The sequence below is a fragment of the Flavobacterium johnsoniae UW101 genome, assembly GCF_000016645.1.
GTDB classification, from domain to species: domain Bacteria; phylum Bacteroidota; class Bacteroidia; order Flavobacteriales; family Flavobacteriaceae; genus Flavobacterium; species Flavobacterium johnsoniae.
Genome location: NC_009441.1, coordinates 1475485 through 1499322 on the forward strand (window position 1 = coordinate 1475485; position 23838 = coordinate 1499322).

At 34.1% G+C, this 23838-nt stretch carries 20 protein-coding genes; 9 read left to right on the forward strand and 11 right to left on the reverse strand.

The window, feature by feature from the left end:
* The gene (locus tag FJOH_RS26715; RefSeq protein ID WP_012023373.1) at positions 1-153 is read right to left on the reverse strand and encodes a hypothetical protein; all 153 of its coding nucleotides are present in this window, start codon (positions 151-153) and stop codon (positions 1-3) included.
* A 55-nt stretch (positions 154-208) separates the two neighbouring features.
* Positions 209-346, reverse strand: a complete 138-nt coding sequence (locus FJOH_RS26720; protein ID WP_012023374.1) for a hypothetical protein — start codon at positions 344-346, stop codon at positions 209-211.
* A gap of 260 nt (positions 347-606) precedes the next feature.
* On the opposite strand from FJOH_RS26720, the gene FJOH_RS06715 reads away from it, so the two are divergent.
* From FJOH_RS06715 to FJOH_RS06745, 6 genes are all read left to right on the forward strand, one after another.
* The gene (locus FJOH_RS06715) at positions 607-2055 is read left to right on the forward strand and encodes a vitamin K epoxide reductase family protein (protein ID WP_012023375.1); all 1449 of its coding nucleotides are present in this window, start codon (positions 607-609) and stop codon (positions 2053-2055) included.
* Positions 2056-2232: 177 nt separating this feature from the next.
* Positions 2233-2409: a hypothetical protein gene (locus FJOH_RS26935; protein WP_159436628.1), complete on the forward strand. Its 177-nt coding sequence runs from the start codon at positions 2233-2235 to the stop codon at positions 2407-2409.
* Between the two features lie 612 nt (positions 2410-3021).
* Positions 3022-3213: a hypothetical protein gene (locus FJOH_RS06730; protein ID WP_012023376.1), complete on the forward strand. Its 192-nt coding sequence runs from the start codon at positions 3022-3024 to the stop codon at positions 3211-3213.
* Positions 3214-3432: 219 nt separating this feature from the next.
* Positions 3433-5625: a peptidase domain-containing ABC transporter gene (locus FJOH_RS06735; protein ID WP_012023377.1), complete on the forward strand. Its 2193-nt coding sequence runs from the start codon at positions 3433-3435 to the stop codon at positions 5623-5625.
* Positions 5626-5627: 2 nt separating this feature from the next.
* Positions 5628-6923, forward strand: coding sequence for an HlyD family secretion protein (locus tag FJOH_RS06740; RefSeq protein ID WP_012023378.1), 1296 nt, complete (start codon positions 5628-5630; stop codon positions 6921-6923).
* A gap of 25 nt (positions 6924-6948) precedes the next feature.
* Positions 6949-7875: a DUF6625 family protein gene (locus FJOH_RS06745; RefSeq protein WP_012023379.1), complete on the forward strand. Its 927-nt coding sequence runs from the start codon at positions 6949-6951 to the stop codon at positions 7873-7875.
* A 28-nt stretch (positions 7876-7903) separates the two neighbouring features.
* Here FJOH_RS06745 and FJOH_RS06750 read toward each other — a convergent pair whose 3' ends face one another.
* From FJOH_RS06750 to FJOH_RS06760, 3 genes are all read right to left on the reverse strand, one after another.
* Complete coding sequence (locus FJOH_RS06750; RefSeq protein WP_012023380.1) at positions 7904-8611, reverse strand: tRNA1(Val) (adenine(37)-N6)-methyltransferase; 708 nt, start codon at positions 8609-8611, stop codon at positions 7904-7906.
* Positions 8612-8688: 77 nt separating this feature from the next.
* Positions 8689-9213: a ribosome maturation factor RimM gene (gene rimM / locus FJOH_RS06755; RefSeq protein ID WP_012023381.1), complete on the reverse strand. Its 525-nt coding sequence runs from the start codon at positions 9211-9213 to the stop codon at positions 8689-8691.
* Positions 9214-9228: 15 nt separating this feature from the next.
* A complete protein-coding gene (locus FJOH_RS06760) occupies positions 9229-9795 on the reverse strand; it encodes a 30S ribosomal protein S16 (protein ID WP_012023382.1) in 567 nt (188 codons plus the stop codon).
* 186 nt (positions 9796-9981) lie between these two features.
* Here FJOH_RS06760 and FJOH_RS06765 point away from each other — a divergent pair, with 186 nt between their 5' ends.
* Entirely contained in the window at positions 9982-10473 is a 492-nt protein-coding gene (locus FJOH_RS06765; RefSeq protein ID WP_012023383.1) for a DUF6252 family protein, read from the forward strand.
* Between the two features lie 126 nt (positions 10474-10599).
* Positions 10600-10944 carry an RNA recognition motif domain-containing protein gene (locus FJOH_RS06770; protein WP_012023384.1) on the forward strand — a complete coding sequence of 115 codons (345 nt, stop codon included), beginning with the start codon at positions 10600-10602 and terminating at the stop codon, positions 10942-10944.
* Positions 10945-11101: 157 nt separating this feature from the next.
* Here FJOH_RS06770 and leuB read toward each other — a convergent pair whose 3' ends face one another.
* From leuB to FJOH_RS06800, 6 genes are all read right to left on the reverse strand, one after another.
* Positions 11102-12157, reverse strand: coding sequence for a 3-isopropylmalate dehydrogenase (gene leuB / locus FJOH_RS06775; protein WP_008466229.1), 1056 nt, complete (start codon positions 12155-12157; stop codon positions 11102-11104).
* A 108-nt stretch (positions 12158-12265) separates the two neighbouring features.
* Complete coding sequence (locus tag FJOH_RS06780) at positions 12266-13786, reverse strand: alpha-isopropylmalate synthase regulatory domain-containing protein (RefSeq protein WP_012023385.1); 1521 nt, start codon at positions 13784-13786, stop codon at positions 12266-12268.
* Between the two features lie 248 nt (positions 13787-14034).
* The gene (gene leuD / locus FJOH_RS06785; protein ID WP_012023386.1) at positions 14035-14631 is read right to left on the reverse strand and encodes a 3-isopropylmalate dehydratase small subunit; all 597 of its coding nucleotides are present in this window, start codon (positions 14629-14631) and stop codon (positions 14035-14037) included.
* 169 nt (positions 14632-14800) lie between these two features.
* A complete protein-coding gene (gene leuC / locus FJOH_RS06790; RefSeq protein WP_012023387.1) occupies positions 14801-16195 on the reverse strand; it encodes a 3-isopropylmalate dehydratase large subunit in 1395 nt (464 codons plus the stop codon).
* 519 nt (positions 16196-16714) lie between these two features.
* Entirely contained in the window at positions 16715-17635 is a 921-nt protein-coding gene (locus FJOH_RS06795) for a helix-turn-helix domain-containing protein (protein WP_012023388.1), read from the reverse strand.
* A 241-nt stretch (positions 17636-17876) separates the two neighbouring features.
* Positions 17877-18680, reverse strand: a complete 804-nt coding sequence (locus tag FJOH_RS06800; protein WP_012023389.1) for an SDR family oxidoreductase — start codon at positions 18678-18680, stop codon at positions 17877-17879.
* 469 nt (positions 18681-19149) lie between these two features.
* On the opposite strand from FJOH_RS06800, the gene dnaE reads away from it, so the two are divergent.
* The gene (gene dnaE, locus FJOH_RS06805; RefSeq protein ID WP_012023390.1) at positions 19150-23682 is read left to right on the forward strand and encodes a DNA polymerase III subunit alpha; all 4533 of its coding nucleotides are present in this window, start codon (positions 19150-19152) and stop codon (positions 23680-23682) included.
* Positions 23683-23838: the final 156 nt, after the last annotated feature.

Here is a 23838-nt window from a genome sequence, read left to right on the forward strand (position 1 = left end):
TTATCCAAGTGTTCCTCCGCCTCCTTTAATAGGATCTTTGTTACCATCAATTGGAGGAGTTACCGGGTCATCGCCTCCACGAATTGCTTTCTGTTGGTTTCTATCTATTTTTTCAGCTTTAAAATTTTCTATATTTAATTTTTTACTTGTCATGATTTAATATTTTAAATTGTTTGTATGAGTTTAAAATTTTAATTGATTTATTTTCTTATCCAACTGTACCTCCTCCAGTTCTAATAGGGTCTTTATCAGGTCCTGGTTCCTCACCTCCTCGAATCATTTTTTTCTCGTTTTTTGATAATTTTTCTGATTCAAAATCCTCAAATTTTAATTTCATATTTCCCATCTTTTTATGTGTTAAGGTTACTGATATGTCAAAACTAAATAAAATGAGAAGTCTTTGATCGAGAATTGGGTTTTTGAGGTTTTTGAGATTTTTTTTTAAATGTAAAAAACTGAAAATCAATAAATTAAATTACTAATACAAACTACTATAATTTATAAATTGTATGTAGTATAATTAATAAAATGTCTGTGTTGAGCATCATATTTTGAATAAAAACAACAATATTTGTACTGGAAATACGATTTAAAACAGTCCCAAAAATGTTAAAACTTATTCAAAAATTTCTTCAAATAAATAGATACTCGGAAGTGAAAAATGAGTTCAAAGATTTATTTCTTTCTCATCCAAATTTTCCAAGTCTATTTGCGATAACAGATTCGTTAGATTTGTTGTCAATTGAGAATGCTGCAATAAGAGTTCCAAAAGAACAAATTGTAGATTTACCGTCAAACTTTCTTGCTTATTTTAAGGATGAATTGATATTGGTAGAAAGAGCAAAAGATTTTGTTCGAATTAATACAATTAAAAAAGGTTCGCAAAAAATATCATACGAAAAGTTTCTTTTAGACTGGAATGGTGTTATTGTTGCTATTGAACCAAACAATGTTGTAGCGAGAGAAAATTTAAAGGTAGAATTGAGCTGGTTAAAATACCTTGTTCCATTTTTACTTTTAGGAGGTTTATCTTTTTTCTATAACTCTTTTGACTTTTTTAGTTTTACATTTTTACTAACATCTTCTTTAGGGTTAGTTGTGAGCATTTTAATTGCTCAGGAAAAACTTGGTTTTAAAAACAGCATAATTTTAAAATTTTGCAGTCTAAGCACTAATTCTTCATGTAACTCAGTAATTAATTTTAATGAGAATTATGAAAACAAATGGGTTAGTTTCTCTGATTTGCCGCTGTTGTTTTTTGGAGCAAGTTTTATTTCAGTTCTAGTTCAGCCATTAAGTTCTTCTGTTTTTGTTGGGTTTTTGAGTTTATTGGCGATACCTATTATTGTGTCTTCAATATGGATTCAAAAATTTGAACTTCAAAAATGGTGTGTTATGTGTTTAATGGTTTCGTTTTTGATTTTTACCCAAAGTTTAATATGGTTTTCATCAGACTTATTTACACTAAGTTTTAGTTTCAATACGATGTTTCCATTTTTATTTTCATTAGTGCTTCTTGTGCCAATATGGTATGTAATAAAATCTGTGGCAAAAAATGTATTAGAAAATGAATACTCATTAAAAGAGCTTAAAAAATTTAAAAGAAATTACTCATTACTTAACTTCTTATCTAAAAAAGTACCAGTTACGAATGGGTTTGAAGATTTAAGAGGATTAAATTTTGGAAACAGAAACGCAGTAGTTAAACTGTCAATAATTATAAGTCCAAGCTGTGAACATTGTCATAAAACATTTCAGGAAGCTTTTGATTTGGTTTTAAAATTTCCTGACAAAATATTTTTAAGCGTTTTATTTAATATTAATCCAGAAAATGCAGATAATCCTTATAAAGCAGTTGTTGAGCGTCTGTTAATAATAAACAGATCAACTCCGGGAAAAACTGTTGAAGCAATTTCAGATTGGCATATTAAAAAAATGAGTTTGAAAAAATGGCTTAAAAAATGGTCAATTGATTCTGTCAGCATTATGATTAATCAGGAAATAAATAAACAATACGAATGGTGCTCTAAAAATGATTTTAATACACACCAGTAAAAATTGTAAATGAAAAATTATTTCCAAATGAATATGAGTTAAGTGAATTGAAATATTTCTTGAATGATTTTGTTGAAGAAAAAGAAACAACAGTTCTAGAAAAGACGGCCTAATACTTACATAATTTAAAGTAAGTATTTCAGAAAAAGGAATACCCCAAAATTAAAAACAATGGTTATGTTAAAAAATATTTTAAATCTAGAAGGATCACAAGAAATAAGTGCGAGTGAACAAAAAACAATTCTTAGCAGTAATGTCAAAGAAATAACATCAAAATGTGATTCGTGGAACTCTATGCTATATGAAGATTGTACAGAATATTATCCAGAGTTAACCTATGCTAATGCAAATTAAAACTTGCGTTAATATACAGATTTTGATCGAGTTAATTTAAAGAGATCAAGAAGAATTATAATAATTATGATAAAAGAGATTTTAAATCTAGAACACGCACAGCATATTAGCAAGAGCGAGCAAAAAAACATAAAAGGAGGAATTCCTGAATGTTGGATTTATGCAATAGAAGCAGGATGTGTGTTAATACCAGCCGGAGGAGTTTGTCCGGTTAATACAGAAGCAGGCATCTGCGATACGAATCGTCTTTGCTGCTAGTTTAATTTGAAAATTATTTAAAGTAATATACAATAAAGCCTTTTTAAAATTTAGTCATGTTTTTTTTAATTTGTAGGCGCTCGATCGTGGAACATTGAGCAATTTATCCCAACATTGATGATTGGTGTCGGGATTCTCAGGATAATTGGTCACTTGGATCGGTTTTATTTGGTTAGGGCTGATCAAGTGCCATCTCCTAGAGAAATTGGTATTACTAAAATATATTGAATATAAGAGAGGATTAAATTTCTCTCTTTTTTTTTCTCAAAACAAAAGGGTAGTAAAAATACTATAAATGAATTTCTACTAATTTAATGCACGTTCTTAAATATTAACATCAAACAAAATCAAATTATGAAAAAATTAAAAAACCTTGCAGGAGTTGAAGTTTTAAGCGTTAATGAGAGAAAAAATATAATTGGCGGAGGACCTGGTATCGAAGCATGTTATTGTCCGGGAACTGGAATTTTTGCTGGTGTAATACATCCTGGTGAAGGAGAAACTTGTGCCACAGTTATTGAAGAAAACTGCCCATTAGAATCTTAAAAAAAATTATTAAATAATAGTTGAAAGCTTTGTTATTTACTTAACAAGGCTTTTTTCTTTTTATAAACCTGAAATACTAAAAAGTGTATAAAACAAAAGGTTTGACAAAAACTAAAACATTTAATTATAACAAAGTTGAATTGATATAATTTAAGCCTATTTTTTATTTTTTTAAGAATTTTTGTATAATATTGCTATAAACAAACCCAAATAACAGAATTGAAAAAATTCACAAATTACAAGCAGGCAGATTTTAAAGATTGCGGCCCGACATGTTTAAAAATTATTGCCAAACATTACGGCAAAACAATCAGTATTCAGGAGTTGCGAGACAACAGCGAAACAACTCGTGAAGGAAGCAATTTGCTTTTTTTAAGTGATGCTGCAGAGAAAGTTGGTTTTAGGACTCTGGGTGTAAAATTAAATTTAGAAAGATTAGAAGAAGCTCCTCTGCCTTGTATTCTGCATTGGAATAAAAACCATTACGTTGTACTTTATAAAATCAAAAAAGGTATTTATTATATTTCTGACCCTGCTTTTGGTTTAATTGAATATAATAAGCAAGATTTTTTAAAATTCTGGATAGGAAACAATGCAGACGATTTTACTCAGGAAGGAGTTGCTTTATTAATTGAAGCTACACCAAAATTTTATCAGACCGATTTTGATAAAGAAGATAACAAAGGATTTGGTTTTGGCATATTATCGCAATATGTACTTCGTTATAAATCATATCTTTTTCAGTTAAGTATCGGGTTATTGGCGAGCAGTTTATTACAGCTGATATTTCCGTTTTTAACCCAAAGTATTGTTGATGTTGGAATCCAAAATCAAAATATTCATTTTATTTATCTGATTCTTTTTGCCCAGTTGTTCCTTTTCGCAGGAAGAACCGGTTTAGAGCTTATAAGAAGCTGGATTCTGCTCCATCTTTCAACACGTATCAACATTTCATTAATTTCAGATTTCTTTATCAAATTAATGAATCTGCCTATTTCTTTCTTTGATGTAAGAATGACAGGTGATATCATGCAGCGAATAAATGATCATCACAGAATCGAAAAAATACTAACCACGTCCTCTTTAAATGTTTTGTTCTCGGTTATTAATATGTTTGTGATGGGAGCTGTGCTGGCTTATTTCAATCTCAAAATATTTTTAGTGTTTTTTGCCGGAAGCCTCCTTTACTTTGGATGGATTACATTGTTCTTGAAACGCAGAGAAACTTTAGATTATAAACGTTTTGCAGAAGTTTCTAATGAGCAGGGAAAAGTTATGGAGCTTATTAACGGAATGCAGGAAATAAAGCTTCATAATGCCGAAAAACAAAAACGCTGGGGCTGGGAATATGTTCAGGCAAGACTTTTTAGAGTTTCGATAAAAGGATTGGTTTTAGAACAGTCACAAACCATTGGCTCATCAGTAATTAATGAGTTGAAGAATATTTTTATTACGTTTTTGTCTGCAAAACTAGTAATCGATGGTTCAATAACATTAGGGATGATGCTTGCCATTAATTCAATTGTAGGGAGCTTAAATGGCCCAATTACCCAGCTTATTCAGTTTGTGAGAGAACTTCAGGACGCTAAAATTTCATTGGCCAGATTGTCTGAAATTCATGAAAAGGAAGATGAAACACAACAAGAAGAACATCAGTCACATGATGTTCCGTATGATTCAGATATTGAATTAAAAAATGTCTCTTATAGGTATTTAGGTTCAGATATTCCTGTTTTAGATAATTTGAGTTTACAAATTCCGGCCAATAAAGTCACGGCAATCGTAGGTGTAAGCGGCAGCGGAAAAACAACACTCATGAAACTGCTTCTTAAGTTTTATGAACCCGAAAAAGGAGAGATTATTATTGGAAATTCTCAGCTTAAAAATATTTCACAAAAGGCCTGGCGTTCTTCTATTGGATCTGTAATGCAGGAAGGATTTATTTTTAGCGACACGATTGCTAATAATATTGCTTTTGGAGTAGATAAAGTTGACAAAGAACGATTGGTTTATGCATCGGATGTAGCGAATATCAAACAATATATCAGCGAACTTCCATTAGGATATAATACCAAAATTGGAGCAGAAGGATTAGGAATGAGCACCGGACAAAAACAACGTTTGTTAATTGCCAGAGCAGTATATAAAAATCCTGAAATTTTATTTTTTGATGAAGCAACTTCGGCTCTTGATGCAAACAATGAAAAAGAAATTATGCAGAAACTTGATATTTTCTTTAAAAATAAAACCGTAATCGTAATTGCACACCGACTAAGCACAGTGATAAATGCAGATCAGATTGTGGTTTTAGACAAAGGGAAAATTATCGAAATAGGAAATCATACCGCTTTAGTAGAGCAAAAAGGAAATTACTTTGAATTGGTTAAAAATCAGTTACAGTTAGGAAATTAATTATGGCAGAAAATAACGATACGTTTGAATTAAGAAGTGAAGAAGTTCAGGACATTCTCACCAAAGTGCCTCATTGGATGATACGCTGGGGAACAGTTATGATTTTTGCGATTATTGTCATACTCTTTTTTGTTTCATGGTTTATTAAATATCCCGATGTTGTAAATACTGAAATTATAATTACAACCAATATTCCGCCAGAGAAAATCGTATCAAAATCATCTGGAAGAATTGAAGCAATTTTGGTGAAAAATAAAGCAATAGTGTCTAAAAATAAAACACTTGCAGTTATAGAAAATACAGCAAATTATAAAGATGTTTTTTTGCTGAAAAGTATAACCGACAGTTACAATATTAACGATCCGCAAGCCCAATTTCCGTTTTCGAAGTTAAAAAACACGCAGTTAGGCGAAATAGAAAGTGCTTATGCTGTTTTTCAGAAAGATTACCAGGCGCAGCAATTGAATCATGATCTGCAGCCTTTTGCTATAGAAAACAGAGCTCAGGTTTCAGAGAAAATTCAAATCAAAGAAAGGCTGGAAATTTTAGAACAGCAAAAAGTAATTAATGAAAGCGAATTACAGCTTCAGAAAAACGAGATTGCCCGTTTTGAAGTTTTGTTCAACAAAGGAATTATTTCGGCTCAGGAAATGGAAGCAAAGAAATTAGGTTTTCTTCAGGCGCAAAAGAGTTATAGAGGGCTTTTGTCGTCTATTTCCCAATTAAAGTCCTCACTTATTGATAATACAAAATCAAGTCAGAATTCGCATATAAACAGCACTAAAGAGGAAGTTAACTTAGGAAGGAATATGGCACAGTCCTTTTTTCAGCTTAAAAAAGTTATAAAAGACTGGGAACTGGCTTATGCTTTAAAATCTTCAATCAGCGGAAAAGTCACCTTTTTGCAGATCTGGACAGAAAACCAAACTATAAATTCCGGAGATAATGTTTTTTCGATTATTCCCGATGCTAAAAATGGTTTTATAGGAAAAGTAAAAGCGCCTGCATTAAACTCAGGAAAAATAAAAATAGGGCAGAGGGTTAATATACGTCTGGCTAATTTTCCTGATAAGGAATTTGGTGTTTTAAAAGGAAAAATTCAAAATATTTCTCTGGTTCCGGATAAAGATGGAAATCTTCTTATAGATGTAGCTCTTCCAAACGGTTTAAAAACATCATACAATAGACAAATTACTTTTCAGCAGGAAATGAAAGGAAGTGCAGAAATTGTAACAGAAGATCTTCGATTAATAGAAAGAATTTTATATCAGTTTAAAAGTATTTTTGAGCAGGTTTAGAATTTCAAAATAAAATATTTTATATATGAAAGATTTGCCTTCAATTGCAATAATGACCTGTTGGTATGGAGATTATCCGTGGTACTTTCCTTATTTCGTAAAATCCTGTAAATACAATCCTTCGATTGATTTTATTATCGTTACAGACAATACGAATGTAATACCTGAAAAACCGGATAATATTAAAGTTATATATAAAACACTAGAAGATTTTAAAATTAATGCCTCACAAAAGCTGGGATTTGAAGTCGTTATAAATAAGCCGTATAAATTATGTGATTTTAAACCTGCTTACAGATTTTTATTTCCTGAAATTCTTGGTTCTTATGATTTTTGGGGCCACGGAGATATTGATATGGTTTACGGGGACATTAGAGGATTTATGACTAATGAACTATTGGCAGATTTTGATATTTTAAATAGCCGTGTAGATTTTATAACAGGGACATTTTGTTTGTATCGAAATATAGAGAAATTGAATACGCTTTTTATGCAAAGCAGAGATTACAAACATGTTTTTACAAACGAAGAATATTTTTCTTTTGATGAATGCAGCTTTTTGTTTAATGACTTAGCTTTAGGTAATTCTATTCTGGATTATCCGGATAGTATTCAGAGTATGACGTATTTAGCTGTAAAAGGAGAGCTTGAGGGTAATTTTAAAGTCTTTTTTGATCATATAATAGCACAAGGCGTTTCAGATGAAATAAAATGGCAGAATGGTTTAATACTATTTAAAAACCAATTCGAATGCATGTTCTATGATATGATTGAGTATAAAGTAAAATGCGAAAATAAAAAAGCAGTTTATCCAATTCCTGATGTTTTTTACTTTAACATAAAAGGGATAAATAAAAACAGTTTTTTCAAATTGCTGTATTCAAAAATTCTTGATAACTGGGAAAAGTTAAAAGATTTCATTCAAAAAAAAGAGCCTCAAACTGCAGAATAAATATCTCAGACAAAATCGGATTAAGAATTTACATTTTTAAATAAAATTCTTTAGTCAGGTCAATATATTCTGGTGTATAAATATGTCTGTCAATTTCGATAACTAATTCGTCAATTTCAATTTCAGAAACTTCGTTTCGGCTGAAAGCTAATAAACTGCGTTTAATTTCTGATTTTGGAGTGCCTTTGACGCGTGTAATTTTTATTGGATACAATTCAAAATCTTTAGCCAAAGCAGTAAATTTTGCTTCTTCTTTAAAAGGAATAATGACAGCTAAAATTCCGTTTTCAGAAAGCAGTAAATCAGCAGCTTCAACAATCTCTTCAAAAGGCATTGCATCCTGAAATCTTGCTAAATCGCGTTGTTCATCATTCGTTTTGTAATCTTCGGCATAAAAAGGCGGATTCGAAACAATCAAATCATATTCGTCTTCAGGTTCTTCTATAAATTCATCCAAACCAGCATGAAAACAAAATAATCTATCACCCCACGGAGAAGCTTCAAAATTTTCTACAGCTTGTTCATAAGCATCTTCGTCAATTTCCAGAGCATCAATTTGTTCTGCGTGAGTTCTTTGTGCCAGCATTAAAGCGATTATTCCAGTTCCTGCACCAATATCTAAAATGCTGAAAGGATTATGAAAAACAGGAGCCCAAGAACCAAGCAAAACACCATCTGTGCCAACTTTCATAGCGGTTTTGTCTTGTTTAACAGAAAATTGCTTAAACTGAAACATAGTAAATTCTAATTTATTATTAAGATTTTGAATTCAGATAAGAAACTGAACACTTAAAACTGAGACTGAACACTAAATTAAAGGTACATCTCAACAAGACCTACAGGAAGGTCCATGATTACTTTTTTGTTTTCACGATCGATTTTTACAAGAAAATGATCGATCATTGGAACTAAGATTTCTACTTCGCCGTTTAAAACTTCAAAAAGAGGCTGAGCAGAAGAATCATTAATAGAAGTTATTTTTCCGAAAACACCTAAACGTTTGTCTTCGATTTCAAAACCAATAACTTCGTGGAAATAAAATTTGTTGCCGGTAAGTTTCGGCAGCATAGTTAGAGGAAGATAGATAGAATTACCAACAATAGCGTCGGCATCTTCTTCAGTATTTACATCTTCAAAGCGAACTCTTAAAAAATCACCTTTGTGTAAAGAACTTGTTTCAATAAAAAAAGGAACCAAGTGTTTGTTGTGCTCAACAAACACTGATTCCAGGTTTTCGTATAACTCAGGTTCGTCTGTATCTAAATAGATCAGAACTTCACCCTTGAAACTAAATTTTTTAGCGATTTTACCTAAATAAAAACATTCTTCTTTACGCATTATCGCTAAGTAAAATTATGCTTCAGTTGTTTCGTTATTCTCTTCAGCAGCAGGTGCTTCTTCAGCAGCTTCAGCAACTTCTTCAGTCGCAGCTTCTTCAGTTGCAGATGCAGCAGCGATAGCATCAGCTTCAGCTTTTGCAGCAGCAGCGATACGCTTATCGTTAACTTCTTTTTCAGCTTTTAAAGCTTTAGCTTTAGCATCAGCTTGTGCTTTTGATAAACCATCTTTTTTAGCATCAACTTTTCCAGCTTTAGCTTCTAACCATGCAGTTAATTTAGCATCAGCTTGTTCTTGAGTTAAAGCTCCTTTACGAACTCCTCCATCAAGGTGGTGTTTCAATAAAGCACCTTTATAAGAAAGGATAGCTCTTGCAGTATCAGTTGGCTGAGCACCATTGTGTAACCATTTAACTGCGCTGTCAAGGTTTAACTCAACAGTTGCTGGGTTTGTGTTTGGATTGTAAGTACCGATTTTTTCTAAGTATTTACCATCTCTTTTTGAGCGTGCATCTGCAGCTACTACCCAGTAAAAAGGTTTTCCTTTTTTACCGTGTCTTTGTAATCTAATTTTTACTGACATAATCTAGTGATTAAATTTTGAGGTACTCGACCTCCGTTAATTAAGGGCGCAAAGATATAATTTTTTTGTCAAAAATTCGTTTTAAAGTCATTAAATATATTTGAGAAGCATTTTTTAGCATTTTTTTGACTTTTATTTTTTAGCACCCTATGTTTTTATGCAATATTTTTGTGTCAAATTTCTTTTATGAAAAAAATCTTTTATTTTTTATCGCTTCTATTTGTTTTGGGGTCTTGTACAGAAGATGTAAAATTTAATAATCCAGCTTTTCAAACTTTAAAAAATAATGTTTTTTGGAGGGCTCAAACTTATAAAGCTTATGCAGGCATGCAGGGAGCCATTATAATTGAAGGTTCTTTAGGATATGAAAAGGTTGCTTTGCAGGCAGCTTCTAAAGAAAAACAAACTTTTGCCCTGGGTGTTAATGATGTTTCTAAAGCTGTTTACGAAAATACACTTCCTTCTGAAGCGGCTTCATTTTCTACCGGAACTAATATTGGTAACGGACAGATAACAATTACAGACTACAATGCAGTCAATAATACAATATCAGGGACATTTAAATTTACTGCACTAAATAATGATGAAACAGATATAGAAAATCCTAATATTAATTTTACAGAAGGGGTTTTTTATAAAGTTCCAATTCAAGAGAACGATTATGTTCTTCATTTATAATTTTTTATCAGCCCCTTTATTTTACTGATCAGTGCTTTTAAATCTAAATAAAAACTTAAATAAACTAATATATAGTAGATTACAGAAAAATAAGACTACATTTGTCGTTATTATAAAAAAGTATCTATGAATATTTTCGTTGGAAGCCTTCCATTCAGTATTGAGGAAGCAGATTTAAGAGAGTCTTTTGAGGCTTATGGAACAGTTGACTCTGTTAAAATTATTACTGATAAATTTACTGGAAGAAGTAAAGGCTTTGGTTTTGTTGAAATGCCAAATGATAGCGAAGCTCAGAAAGCTATCGACGAATTGAACGGTGCTGTTGTTTCAGGTCGTACAATCGTTGTAAATAAATCTGAGCCAAAACCAGAAGGCGAAAGAAGAAGTTTTAATAACAACCGCGGAGGAAACGATCGTGGTGGTTACGGAAACAACCGTGGCGGAGATCGCGGAAACAGAAGAGAATATTAATGTTTTTTTTCTAAAATATAAAAGGGATCAACGAAAGTTGATCCCTTTTTTTATGTTGTTTTTATTTCAGGTTTTAAGTTTCAGGTTGTTGTAATGGTAAACCTTAAACTTGACCCGAGGCTTTAGCCGAACGGGCGAAGCAAACAAAAATAACTAATTATACATTCGCAGCTAACCAGTCACCAACTTCTTTAGTGCCGTATGCTTTACCTCCGTTAGCTAAATCTTCAGTAACTACTCCAGCTTCTAAAGCCTTGTTTACAGCATCTCTCATTGCTTTCCCTTCTTCCATTAATCCGAAGTTTTCGAACATCATAGCAGCAGATAAAATAGTAGCCATTGGGTTTGCTATGTTTAATCCTGTAGCTTGTGGATAAGATCCGTGAATAGGTTCGAATAAAGATACTTCAGCTCCCATAGAAGCAGAAGGCATTAATCCCATTGAACCAGAAATTACAGAAGCTTCGTCAGTTAAGATATCTCCAAATAAGTTTTCAGTAATTAATACGTCATAAGAATTTGGCCATTGAACCAAACGCATTGCAACCGCATCAACAAATTCGTAGCTGACTTCAACCTCTGGATAATCTTTTTCCATTGCCTGAACCGTTTCTCTCCATAAACGTGAAGTTTCCAAAACGTTTGCTTTATCAACGCAGCATAATTTTTTGGAACGAGTCATTGCTAATTCGAAACCTTTTTTAGCTAAACGCTGTACTTCGGCTCTTGTGTAAACACAGTTGTCGTAAGCTGTGTCTCCGTTGTCTTTTCTTCCTTTTTCACCAAAGTAAATACCTCCAGTTAATTCTCTTAAGAAAACTAAATCAGTTCCTTCAATTCTTTCTCTTTTTAGCGGCGATTTATCTAATAAAGATGGGAATGTAAAAGTTGGTCTTACGTTTGCGAACAAACCTAAAGCTTTACGCATTTTTAATAAACCTTGCTCTGGGCGTACTGGTGCAGAAGGATCGTTATCGTATTTTGGGTGGCCGATTGCTCCAAAAAGAACCGCATCAGCATTTTTACAAATTTCGTGTGTTGCATCTGGATAAGGTTCTCCAACTGCATCAATTGCAGCTGCTCCAGTTAAAGCCGGTTTCCATGTAATTTCATGTCCGAATTTTTTTGCAACAGCATCAGATACTTTTACAGCTTCATTTATTACTTCTGGTCCGATTCCGTCGCCGGCTAAAAGGGCTATGTTTAATTTCATTCTATATGTGTTATTAAGGTTCAAAGTGACAAAGTTGCAAAGGTTCAAAGTTTTAAAAGCAGGTATAGACCTTTGTCGCTTTGTCACTTTGAACCTTTGTACCTATTATTAAGTTATAATGTTAAGCATTTTTTGTGTCGCAATAATCGCAGCAACGGTCTGGTCAGAATCTAATCCGCGGGTTTTGAATTCTTTTCCGTTGTTTGTCCATGTAATAATGGTTTCGCACAATGCATCAGAACTACTTCCTGGTGGGATTCTAACTGCGTAATCAATTAATTTTGGAAGCGTAAGTTTCTTGCTTTTGTAAATCTTTGATAAAGCATTCATAAAAGCATCAAACTGACCGTCTCCTTGTGCATTTTCTTCGATTATTTCTCCGTTTAAATTCAAAGATAAAGTCGTAGATGGGCGCATTCCTTTAGAATGAACCAGCATATAAGAATTTATTGTGATTCTTTCTTCGTAAGTATGGCTGTCTAAAACATCAGAAATAATGTATGGAAGATCTTCCTTAGTTACGGTTTCTTTTTTGTCGCCTAGTTCGATAATTCTTTGGGTAACCAATTTCAAATCTTCGTTGTTAAGTTTTAAACCTAATTCCTGAAGATTTTTTTCAATATTGGCTTTTCCAGAAGTTTTTCCTAGAGCATATTTACGTTTTCTTCCAAAACGTTCTGGAAGAAGATCGTTAAAATACAAGTTGTTTTTGTTGTCTCCATCAGCATGAATTCCAGCTGTTTGTGTAAAAACGTTATCGCCTACAATTGGTTTGTTGGCAGGAATTCTGTAGCCTGTAAAAGTCTCAACAAGTTTACTTACAGAATACAGAGAAGTTTCTTTTACATTGATTTTTACTTGTGGTAAATAATCGTTGATTACAGCAACAGTACTTTCAAGAGGTGCATTTCCAGCACGTTCTCCCATTCCGTTTACCGTTACGTGAAGTCCGTTGATTCCCGCTTTTATCGCTTCCATAACATTGGCAACGCTTAAATCGTAGTCGTTGTGTGCATGAAAATCAAAGTGAATGTTTGGATATTTTGCTCTGATTTTTGAAATAAACTCAAAAGTTAAAGATGGAATTAAAACACCTAAAGTATCAGGGAGTAAAACTCTTTTGATTGGCTGTGTTGCTAAGAAATCTAGAAATTGAAAAACATAATCTGGAGAATTTCGCATTCCGTTGCTCCAGTCTTCCAGATAAACATTGGTTTCTATATTGTTTTCTTTAGCTAAAGCAATGATTTGAGCGATTTCAGAAAAATGCTGTTCCGGAGTTTTCTTTAATTGATGTGTTAAGTGATTCATTGAACCTTTGGTCAATAAATTCTGTACTTTGGCACCGGCTTTTTTCATCCAGTCAATTGAAACGCCTCCGTCAACAAACGTCAAAACTTCAATTCTGTCAATGTATCCTTTTTCTTCGGCCCATGAAGTAATGCCTTTTACGGCCTGAAATTCTCCTTCGCTCACGCGGGCAGAAGCAATTTCGATTCTATCAATATTTAATTCCTCCAACAACAATTGCGCAATGGTTAATTTTTCTGCAGCAGAAAAAGATACTCCTGAGGTTTGTTCGCCATCACGGAGTGTCGTATCCATTATTTCAATTTTTCTTTTTTCCATATTGATATTTCTAATTTCTAACTGTTTGAATGCAACAGATAAACGTATTCTAATTTTTGACGCTGATTTTACGGATTCGCTTTGCGAAGACGCTGATAAAAACGGATTTTTTATTATTAAATGAAATAAAATCTGCGTTAATCCGTGCTTTTGCGATAGTAAATCTGTTTTATCCGCGTTCTATATTCTAGAAAGACCCGACTGGTTTTTAAAGCCTGCCGGGTCTAATAGACTGAATGATATTTCTATTAGTACGGAAGTTTATCGGCGAAAGCCTTAATATCTTCCTTCATGTTTTGTAAATAATCAATATCGTCAAAACCATTAATCATGTTATTTTTTTTGTAACCGTTAATAGCGAATGATTCTTGCTCACCAGTTGACAATAAAGTAATCGTTTGGTTTGGAAGGTTGATTTCTAATTCAGTATTTGGATCAGCTTCGATAGCTTCGAAAATATTTGCTAAAAATTCTGGGCTGATTTGTACTGGTAAAACACCAATATTTAAACAGTTTCCTTTGAAGATATCAGCAAAGAAACTAGAAACTACAGCTCTAAATCCGTAATCGTAAACTGCCCATGCAGCGTGCTCTCTTGAAGATCCAGAACCGAAGTTTTTTCCTCCAACTAAAATTTTTCCGCTGTAAGTTGGATTGTTTAAAACGAAATCTGCTTTTGGAGTATCATCTCCATTATATCTCCAGTCTCTAAAAAGATTATCTCCAAAGCCTTCACGTTTTGTAGCTTTTAAGAAACGAGCTGGAATGATTTGATCTGTATCTACGTTCTCAATTGGCAGTGGCACTGCACTGCTCGTAAGTATATTAAATTTATCGTATGCCATTTGATTTTTGATTTTTGATTAACGATTTCTGATTTTAGATTTGTTGTTGTGTCTTAAAATTGTAATCGTTAATGTTTTTTGTAAAATGTAAATTGAAATTTTAGAAGATTTTTTAATGAAGCGTATCGAAATCTGAAATCAAAAATCGTTAATCTTCATTCCTAAATCTTTAAAAAAGCTCTCTTGGGTCTGTTAGTTTTCCTGTAACAGCAGCAGCAGCAGCCATAATTGGACTTGCTAAAAGCGTTCTTGAACCAGGACCTTGACGACCTTCAAAGTTTCTGTTTGAAGTACTTACTGCATATTTTCCTGCAGGAACTTTATCATCGTTCATTGCTAAACAAGCTGAACAACCCGGCTGACGTAATACAAAACCAGCTTCAGTCAAAATATCTAAAATACCTTCTTCTTTAATCTGCGCTTCAACAACGTGAGAACCCGGAACTAACCAAGCGGTAACATTCTCTGCTTTTTTTCTTCCTTTTACAATTTCAGCAAAAGCTCTAAAATCTTCAATACGTCCATTTGTACAGCTTCCTAAGAAAACGTAATCGATTTGTTTTCCAATCATTACATCGTCTTCGTTGAAGCCCATGTAAGCCAAAGATTTTTTGTAAGTTTCCTCGCCGCCTTCAACCTCTTTTGCACTTGGGATATGTTTTGTGATACCAATTCCCATTCCAGGGTTAGTACCATAAGTAATCATTGGTTCGATGTCTTCCGCTTTGATGTTTAATTCAGCATCAAACACAGCATCAGCATCAGTTTTAAGAGTCTTCCAGTATTCAACAGCTTTTGTCCAAGCTTCTCCTTTTGGAGCGTAAAGTCTTCCTTCAAGAAAATCAAAAGTAGTTTGGTCAGGAGCAATCATTCCTCCGCGAGCACCCATTTCGATACTTAAATTACAAACTGTCATACGACCTTCCATAGTCATGTTTTCGAAAACATCACCAGCATATTCAACAAAATATCCTGTTCCTCCAGAAGTAGTTAACTGAGCAATAATATAAAGCGCAACGTCTTTTGGACCAACACCTTTGCTTAATTTACCGTTTACGTTAATACGCATTTTCTTTGGCTTAGGCTGCATAATACATTGAGTAGAAAGCACCATCTCAACCTCAGATGTACCGATACCAAAAGCGATAGCTCCAAAAGCACCGTGAGTAGACGTATGCGAATCCCCGCATACAATAGTAGCACCTGGCAAAGTAATTCCGTTTTCAGGACCTACTACGTGTACAATTCCATTTTTTTGGTGACCTAATCCCCAGTGCGAAATTCCGTATTCGTTAGCATTGTCTTCAAGAGCTTGAAGCTGGTTAGCAGAAAGTGGATCCTGAACTGGTAAATGTTGGTTTATGGTTGGTGTATTGTGGTCGGCAGTTGCAAAAGTACGTTCCGGATATAATACGTTAACGCCTCTTGATTTTAATCCTAAAAAAGCAACAGGACTCGTAACTTCATGAATGAAATGGCGGTCAATAAAAAACACATCTGGTCCATCTTCAATTTTACGCACAACATGTGAATCCCATACTTTGTCAAATAATGTCTTACTCATTTTTTATTTTTTTTAATTGTAATTTCTATAACCACAGCAATTTCCTGTTCATTATAATAGCAAAACAAAAGTAAAAAAAGATAAAAAAGCGTCAATTTCGATATTTCATTATATACGATACCCAAACTAAATTACAAATTGCCAAACGGCTTTTGCAGACTAAAATTTGAAAGAAAAATGATTAAGAAATTGATTTGCTTTTTCTTTTTCGGCTTTAATTTTTCTTGTTTGTTTTTTGTTTTAATAGTTTGCAAATTTATCTCATAATCACTATAAAATATAAGAATTTGATTGAAAAAATCTAACAAAATGTATAAAAATAGTAATAATTGTTAGTTTTGAAATTTTTGCAAAAAGAATGCTTTTTGGGTTTTTGAAAGCTTTTAAAGGAGTTTTTAAGACGTTATTTAGATTCAATAAAACATCAAAATACTACGACATCCAAGAAGTGTATTTTTATCAAATTTTATGATTTTTTGAGGCAGAAACTGATTTTTTAAAGACAATAATTTTTAAAAATTAATTCAAAGAGTTTTTAAATTCTAACGGAGTAAGGCTCGTTTTCTTTTTGAATAATTTACTAAATGACTGCGGATATTCAAAACCCAATTGATAAGCAATTTCGGCTACTGAAAGATTGGTAGTGATCAGGAAATCTTTTGATTTTTCAATTAATTTCGAATGAATGTGCTGTTGCGCATTTAATCCAGTTAAGTTACGAAGCATGTCGCTGAGATAATGACTTGAAACATTAATTTGTGAAGCCAGAAATTCTACTGTTGGTAATCCTTTTTTCAAGGTTTCTGCATTGCTGATGTAGTTGTCTAAAGTTTCTTCGACTTTTAATAACAAATCGTGACTGATGGTTTTTCTGGTAATAAATTGGCGTTTGTAAAAACGATTGCTGTAATTCAGCAAAACATCAATATAAGAAACAATCACATCCTGGCTCATTTCGTCAATTGCCGTATTGAGTTCATTGTCGATGCTTTGTAATAATCCTATAATAATTGTTTTTTCACCGTCTGAAAGATGCAGAGCTTCATTGGTGTCATAAGAAAAGAAACCATATTTTTTGATGCTTTTTCCCAAAGGATAATTTCGAATGAAATCAGGATGAAATAGAAGTGTATAACCACCGTATGCAGCACCTTCCTCATTTTCAGTAAAGATCAACTGATTTGGAGAAGCAAACATAAGTCCGCCTTCGTTAAAATCATAATAACCTTGTCCATAACCCATTTTGCTATTAGTGGAAAATTTATAAGACACCTTGTAAAAATCAAGCAAAAAAGCATGATTTGCCAAATCTTCATTGATAACCAATAGCGTATTGTCTACCAAACTGACCATCGGATGAAGCGGTTTTGGCAGTCGAAGCAGGTCATGAAACTGCGATATAGAAGAGATTTTTTCCGGATTATTGTTTTTTCTTTCCATGATATAAAAGTATGAAAATTTGAGAGACTAAAATCAGCTTCGGAGAAGCGAAATATTTATAGAAATCATGTTTATTATTGAGAACAAAGCTCCAGCGGAGCGACATATTCATTGCGATAAATATTTTGCTCCGCTGGAGCTCTTTTGTGTCTGGATTATTGAATTTCTATACATAATTTCGCTCCGCTGGAGCTTAAAAAAAGAATATTGGAAGCTTTTTGGACAGACTTATTAGGAGTTATTATGCTCCAAGAAACTGTTTTCCAAATTCAGTACGGAAAGTCTCTGCGCCTAATTCTAATCTTTGTTTGTAAAGTGCTTTTGCATCTTCACCAGCAACATATCTTAGCTGATTTTTTCCGTCAGTTGCAGCTTCATAAACCACATCGGCAATTTGTTCTGGAGTTGATGCCATTTCAAACATCGTGTCAACACTTGCAAACATACTGTTGGTCATAGCTTCGTATTCTGGTTTTGCTCCTGTGTCAAGAGAGCCGTGAAGAAATTCTGTTTTAATACCACCCGGAGAAACCGTTTTAATATGTACGCCAAACGGATTTAATTCGTAAGCCATGCTTTCACTCCAACCTTCCAATCCCCATTTCGTTGCGTGATAAACAGATCCTAAAGGGAAAGCGATTAATCCGCCAATAGAAGTTGTTGAGATAAATAAACCGCTTTTTCTTTCTCTGAAATATGGAATAAAAGCATTGGTAACTCGAATAACTCCTAATAAGTTAGTGTTTAATTGTTTGGTGATTTGATCGTCAGAAAGACTTTCCAAAGGCCCAATTAATCCATATCCCGCGTTATTAAAAACAACGTCGATATCGCTTAGTTCCAATGCCTTTTTTACTGTGTTTTGAATTTGATCGTAATTGGTGACGTCTAATGGTAAAAGCGTTACATTTTTTAATTGAGAAAGTTCTGTTTCTTTTTCTGGAGTTCTCATGGTTGCAATTACATTCCATCCTTTTTCGTGGAATAATTTTGCTGTTGCTTTTCCTAAACCTGATGATGCGCCTGTGATAAAAATTGTTTTCATGATTATTGTTTTTTTAATTGTTATAATTTGATGAAGCAAAGTTCAGAATACAGTACAGCTTAAAAGTGTTCATTTTGGTACAATGAGTATCCAAAATGAATAATCGAAGTTTTTTGGATTAAAAACTTTGAGTGTAATTTGTTTTAAACACATAGAGACATAGTTTTTCTTTGTCTACAAAGACGTTTCACTTATATAGCTATGTGTTAAAAATCTAGATTTTTTTTAGGCTTCTTTTTATAAAATTGAAATCTATGTTTCTATGTGTTTAAAATTTTAAGTATTGCAATCGAGGAGTTTTAATTAACGTTTTTGTTAACAACTTTCGCTTCTTTATTTCTCTAAAAAAAGCGTAAATTTGAATTCCTCCGATTTTTCATTTCGCATTTTGTTATGTTTCATGTTGTCAATGTTTTGCAATGTGAGTGATTTGGAATTTGGAGCTTTAAAATTTGACTTTTACAACTCTATGTATTTAATATTCGATACCGAAACAACCGGATTACCAAAACGCTGGGATGCCCCGATAACCGATTCTGATAACTGGCCTCGCTGTATACAAATTGCGTGGCAGCTTCATGACGAAATGGGACAGCTTATTGAGCATCAGGATTATTTGGTAAAACCAGAAGGATTTAATATTCCGTATGATGCCGAGCGTATTCACGGAATCTCAACTGAATTGGCTGAAGCCGATGGAATCACTTTGGCCGAAGTTCTGGAGAAATTCAATATTGCTTTAAGCAAAACTAAATTTATCGTTGGACAAAATTTAGGTTTCGACGTTAATATTATGGGAGCTGAATTCCATAGAATGGGAGTGGAGTCTCAAATGGCTTCAATGCCTGTTTTGGATACTTGTACCGAAGTTACGGCTTCGTTATTACAGCTTCCTGGAGGTCGTGGAGGAAAATTCAAATTGCCGACTCTGACCGAATTACACAGCTATCTTTTCGATCAGCCTTTCGCGGAAGCGCACAATGCAACTGCCGACGTTGAGGCAACTACGCGTTGTTTCTTGGAATTGGTTAGAAGAGAGGTTTTTACAAAAGAAGAATTAGACGTTCCGAAGGAATATTTCAAAGAATTTCAAGAAAGAAATGCTGAGCCATTTAAGTTAATTGGTTTAAAACACATTAATTTAAAAGCTGCTTCAGATAAAATCAGGGAACAGCTTAAAGCTTTAGCTGGAGAAGGGCAGCAGACCGTTGTTTCAGAAGAAGATAAAGCTGATTTCAAAGCAGCAAAATTTGCGCATTTACACAATCATACGCAGTTTTCGGTACTTCAATCTACTATCGGAATTGGAAATATTGTAGCAGCAACAGCTAAAAACGGAATGCCTGCCGTAGCGATGACTGATACTGGAAACATGATGGGAGCTTTCCATTTTGTGAGTGCCGTAATGAATCATAACAAAGCAGCATCTGGAAAAAACAAAGCTTTGGTTGAAGCAGGAGAAGAACCAACAGAAACCGAAATAAAACCAATTGTAGGCTGTGAATTTAATATCTGCGAAAATCATTTAGATAAAAGTAAAAAAGACAACGGTTATCAGGTTGTATTACTGGCCAAAAACAAAGCGGGTTACCACAACTTAGCTAAAATGGCTTCGATTGCTTATACTGAAGGATTTTATTATGTACCGAGAATCGACAAAAACATCGTCGAAAAATACAAAGGCGATATTATGGTTTTGTCTGGGAATTTATACGGAGAAATTCCGAGTAAAATCCTAAACATCGGTGAAAACCAAGCCGAAGAAGCATTGATTTGGTGGAAAGAACAATTTGGCGAAGACTTCTATCTGGAAGTTATGCGTCATAATCAGGAAGATGAAAATCGTGTCAACAAAACCCTGATTGAATTTTCGCAAAAACACAATGTCAAATTAATTGCGACAAACAATACGTATTACTTAAATAAAGAAGATGCAAATGCGCATGATATTTTACTTTGTGTAAAAGACGGTGAAAAGCAGGCAACACCTATTGGACGTGGACGCGGTTACCGCTACGGACTTCCAAATCAGGAATATTATTTCAAGTCGGAAGCAGAGATGAAAAAGCTCTTCGCCGATTTACCCGAAGCCATTATCAATATTCAGGAAGTTATTGATAAGGTTGAAGGGTATTCACTTTATCGTGATGTATTGCTTCCTAAATTCGAAATCCCTGACGAATTTATGGTTCCTGAAGATGAAGAAGATGGTGGTGTAAGAGGGGAAAATAAATACTTGCGACACCTTACGATGGAAGGTGCGAAAAGAAGATACGGCGAAATTACCGAATCAATTCAGGAGCGTTTGGATTTTGAATTAATGACGATTTCGAATTCAGGATATCCGGGTTATTTCCTAATTGTACAGGATTTCATCGCCGAGGCAAGAAAAATGGACGTATCGGTAGGTCCTGGGCGTGGATCTGCAGCGGGTTCTGCCGTTGCTTACTGTCTGGGGATTACAAATATTGACCCTATTAAGTACGATTTGCTTTTTGAGCGTTTCCTAAATCCTGACCGTGTATCGATGCCCGATATTGATATCGACTTTGATGACGAGGGTCGTGGACGTGTAATGGATTATGTAATCAACAAATACGGTCAAAAACAGGTAGCACAGATTATCACTTATGGTAAAATGGCGACTAAATCGGCGATTCGTGATACGGCGCGTGTATTGGATTTACCTTTATTTGAAGCCGATAGAATTGCGAAACTGATTCCGGGAATGATGCCGTCAAAATGGAATTTAGCGCGTTTTATTTCGGAGAGTGAAGAGGAAGTTAAAAAAGCGCTTCGTTCTGACGAATTTGATAATGTAAAAGAATTAATCGCGATTGCCAATGAAGATGATTTAGCAGGAGAAACCATTCAGCAGGCAAAAATTCTGGAAGGATCGATGCGTAACACGGGAATTCACGCGTGCGGGGTAATCATTACACCGTCGGATATTACGAATTACGTACCTGTAACAACTGCAAAAGATTCAGATTTATATGTAACACAGTTCGATAACTCGGTTGCAGAAAGTGCCGGATTGCTTAAAATGGACTTCTTGGGTCTGAAGACCCTTACGCTGATAAAAGATACCGTAAAACTGGTAAAATACAGAACAGGAATTGATCTCGATCCAGATAATTTCCCGATTGATGATGAAGAAACGTATGCGCTTTTCCAAAGAGGTGAAACTGTTGGAATCTTCCAATATGAGTCACCCGGGATGCAGAAATACATGAAAGATCTGAAGCCGACGGTTTTTGGAGATTTAATTGCCATGAACGCCTTGTATCGTCCGGGACCTTTGGAGTATATTCCATCTTTCGTTCGAAGAAAAAACGGTGATGAAGAAATCAAATACGATTTAGATGCCTGTGCCGAATATTTATCAGAAACGTACGGAATTACAGTTTACCAAGAGCAGGTAATGCTTTTGTCTCAGTCTTTGGCAGGATTTACAAAGGGTGAGGCCGACGTCTTGCGTAAAGCGATGGGTAAAAAGCAAAAAGACGTACTGGATAAAATGAAGCCCAAGTTTGTTGAACAAGCAGCACAAAAAGGACATGACGCCAAGATTTTGGAGAAAATCTGGAAAGACTGGGAAGCCTTTGCGAGTTACGCCTTCAACAAATCGCACTCGACTTGTTATGCCTGGATTGCGTACCAAACTGCTTATTTGAAAGCGCATTACCCTGCTGAATATATGGCGGCGGTACTTTCGAATAACATGAACGATATCAAACAAGTTTCTTTCTTCATGGAAGAATGTAAACGTATGGGATTACAGGTTCTTGGGCCTGACGTAAACGAATCGTACTATAAATTTACTGTAAACGATGACTACGCAGTTCGTTTCGGAATGGGAGCTATCAAAGGTGTGGGTTCCGGAGCTGTAGAAACAATTGTAGAAAACAGAAAAGACGGAAGATATAAATCGATTTTTGATTTGGCGAAACGAATTGATTTGCGTGCCGCCAATAAAAAAGCGATTGAAAACTTAGCGCTTGCCGGAGGTTTCGATTCATTTGAAGGAACAACCAGAGCGCAGTATTTCCACGACGATGGTGACGGAATTACATTCTACGAAAAAGCGATGCGTTATGGATCGAAGTTTCAGGAAAATGAAAACTCATCCCAAGTAAGTTTATTTGGAGAAGCCAGCGAAGTACAAATCGCAGAACCAGTTGTGCCTCCATGTGAAGACTGGAGTACGATGGAAAAACTGGCAAAAGAAAAAGAGGTTGTTGGAATTTATATTTCTGGACATCCGCTGGATGATTTTAGATTTGAGATGAAATACTTCTGTAATGCTCGTTTAGAAGCATTAAAAAGCATGAATGAATATGTAGGTAAAAATCTAAATTTTGCCGGAATTATCAACAACGTACAGCATCGTGTGGCTAAGAATGGAAAAGGCTGGGCCGCTTTCAACTTAGAAGGATATGATGAAAGTTATGAGTTTAAGATTTTTGGTGAAGAATACCTGAAATTCCGCCATTTCTTAATTCAGAACAATTTTGCCTTTTTGAAAATATTAATCAAAGACGGCTGGGTAAATCATGACACCGGTAAAAAAACAGATCCGAGAATGCAGTTTGTTGAGATTCGACAATTGCAGGACATTTTAGAAGCTTTTGCTAAAAAGCTGATTGTTTTATTGAATATTAAAGATCTTCATCCGGAGTTCATTCATAAACTGAGTCATTTGTTTAATGAAAACAAAGGAGATAATTCTGTGACTTTTGAAATCATGGAATTAGAAAAAATAAAAAAACTGGTTGAGGTAGAGACTCCAACTGATTTTGAAGATGCTGATGATGCGGTTTTTGATGATGAAAATGAAGATGCCGCAATTGAGGATACCAAAATACAAGAAGTAAATGAGGTAGAAGAAATAAAAGTAGTTACCAAGCTTACGATGCCAAGCAGAAGATTGAAAGTAAGAATTTCCACCGAGCTGCTGCAGGAATTGGAAAAAATGCAGATAAATTTTAAGTTGAACTAAATTTTAACAGTTAAAATTTAGAAGAATGCATTTTTTTAGTGTTAAAATTATGCATGCATAATAGTTTTTTAGTAATATTGCTTGAAATTACAACGATTTCGTACCAAGTCTAACTAATCCAAATTACAGAATATGTTAAGATATTCTAAATTTGTA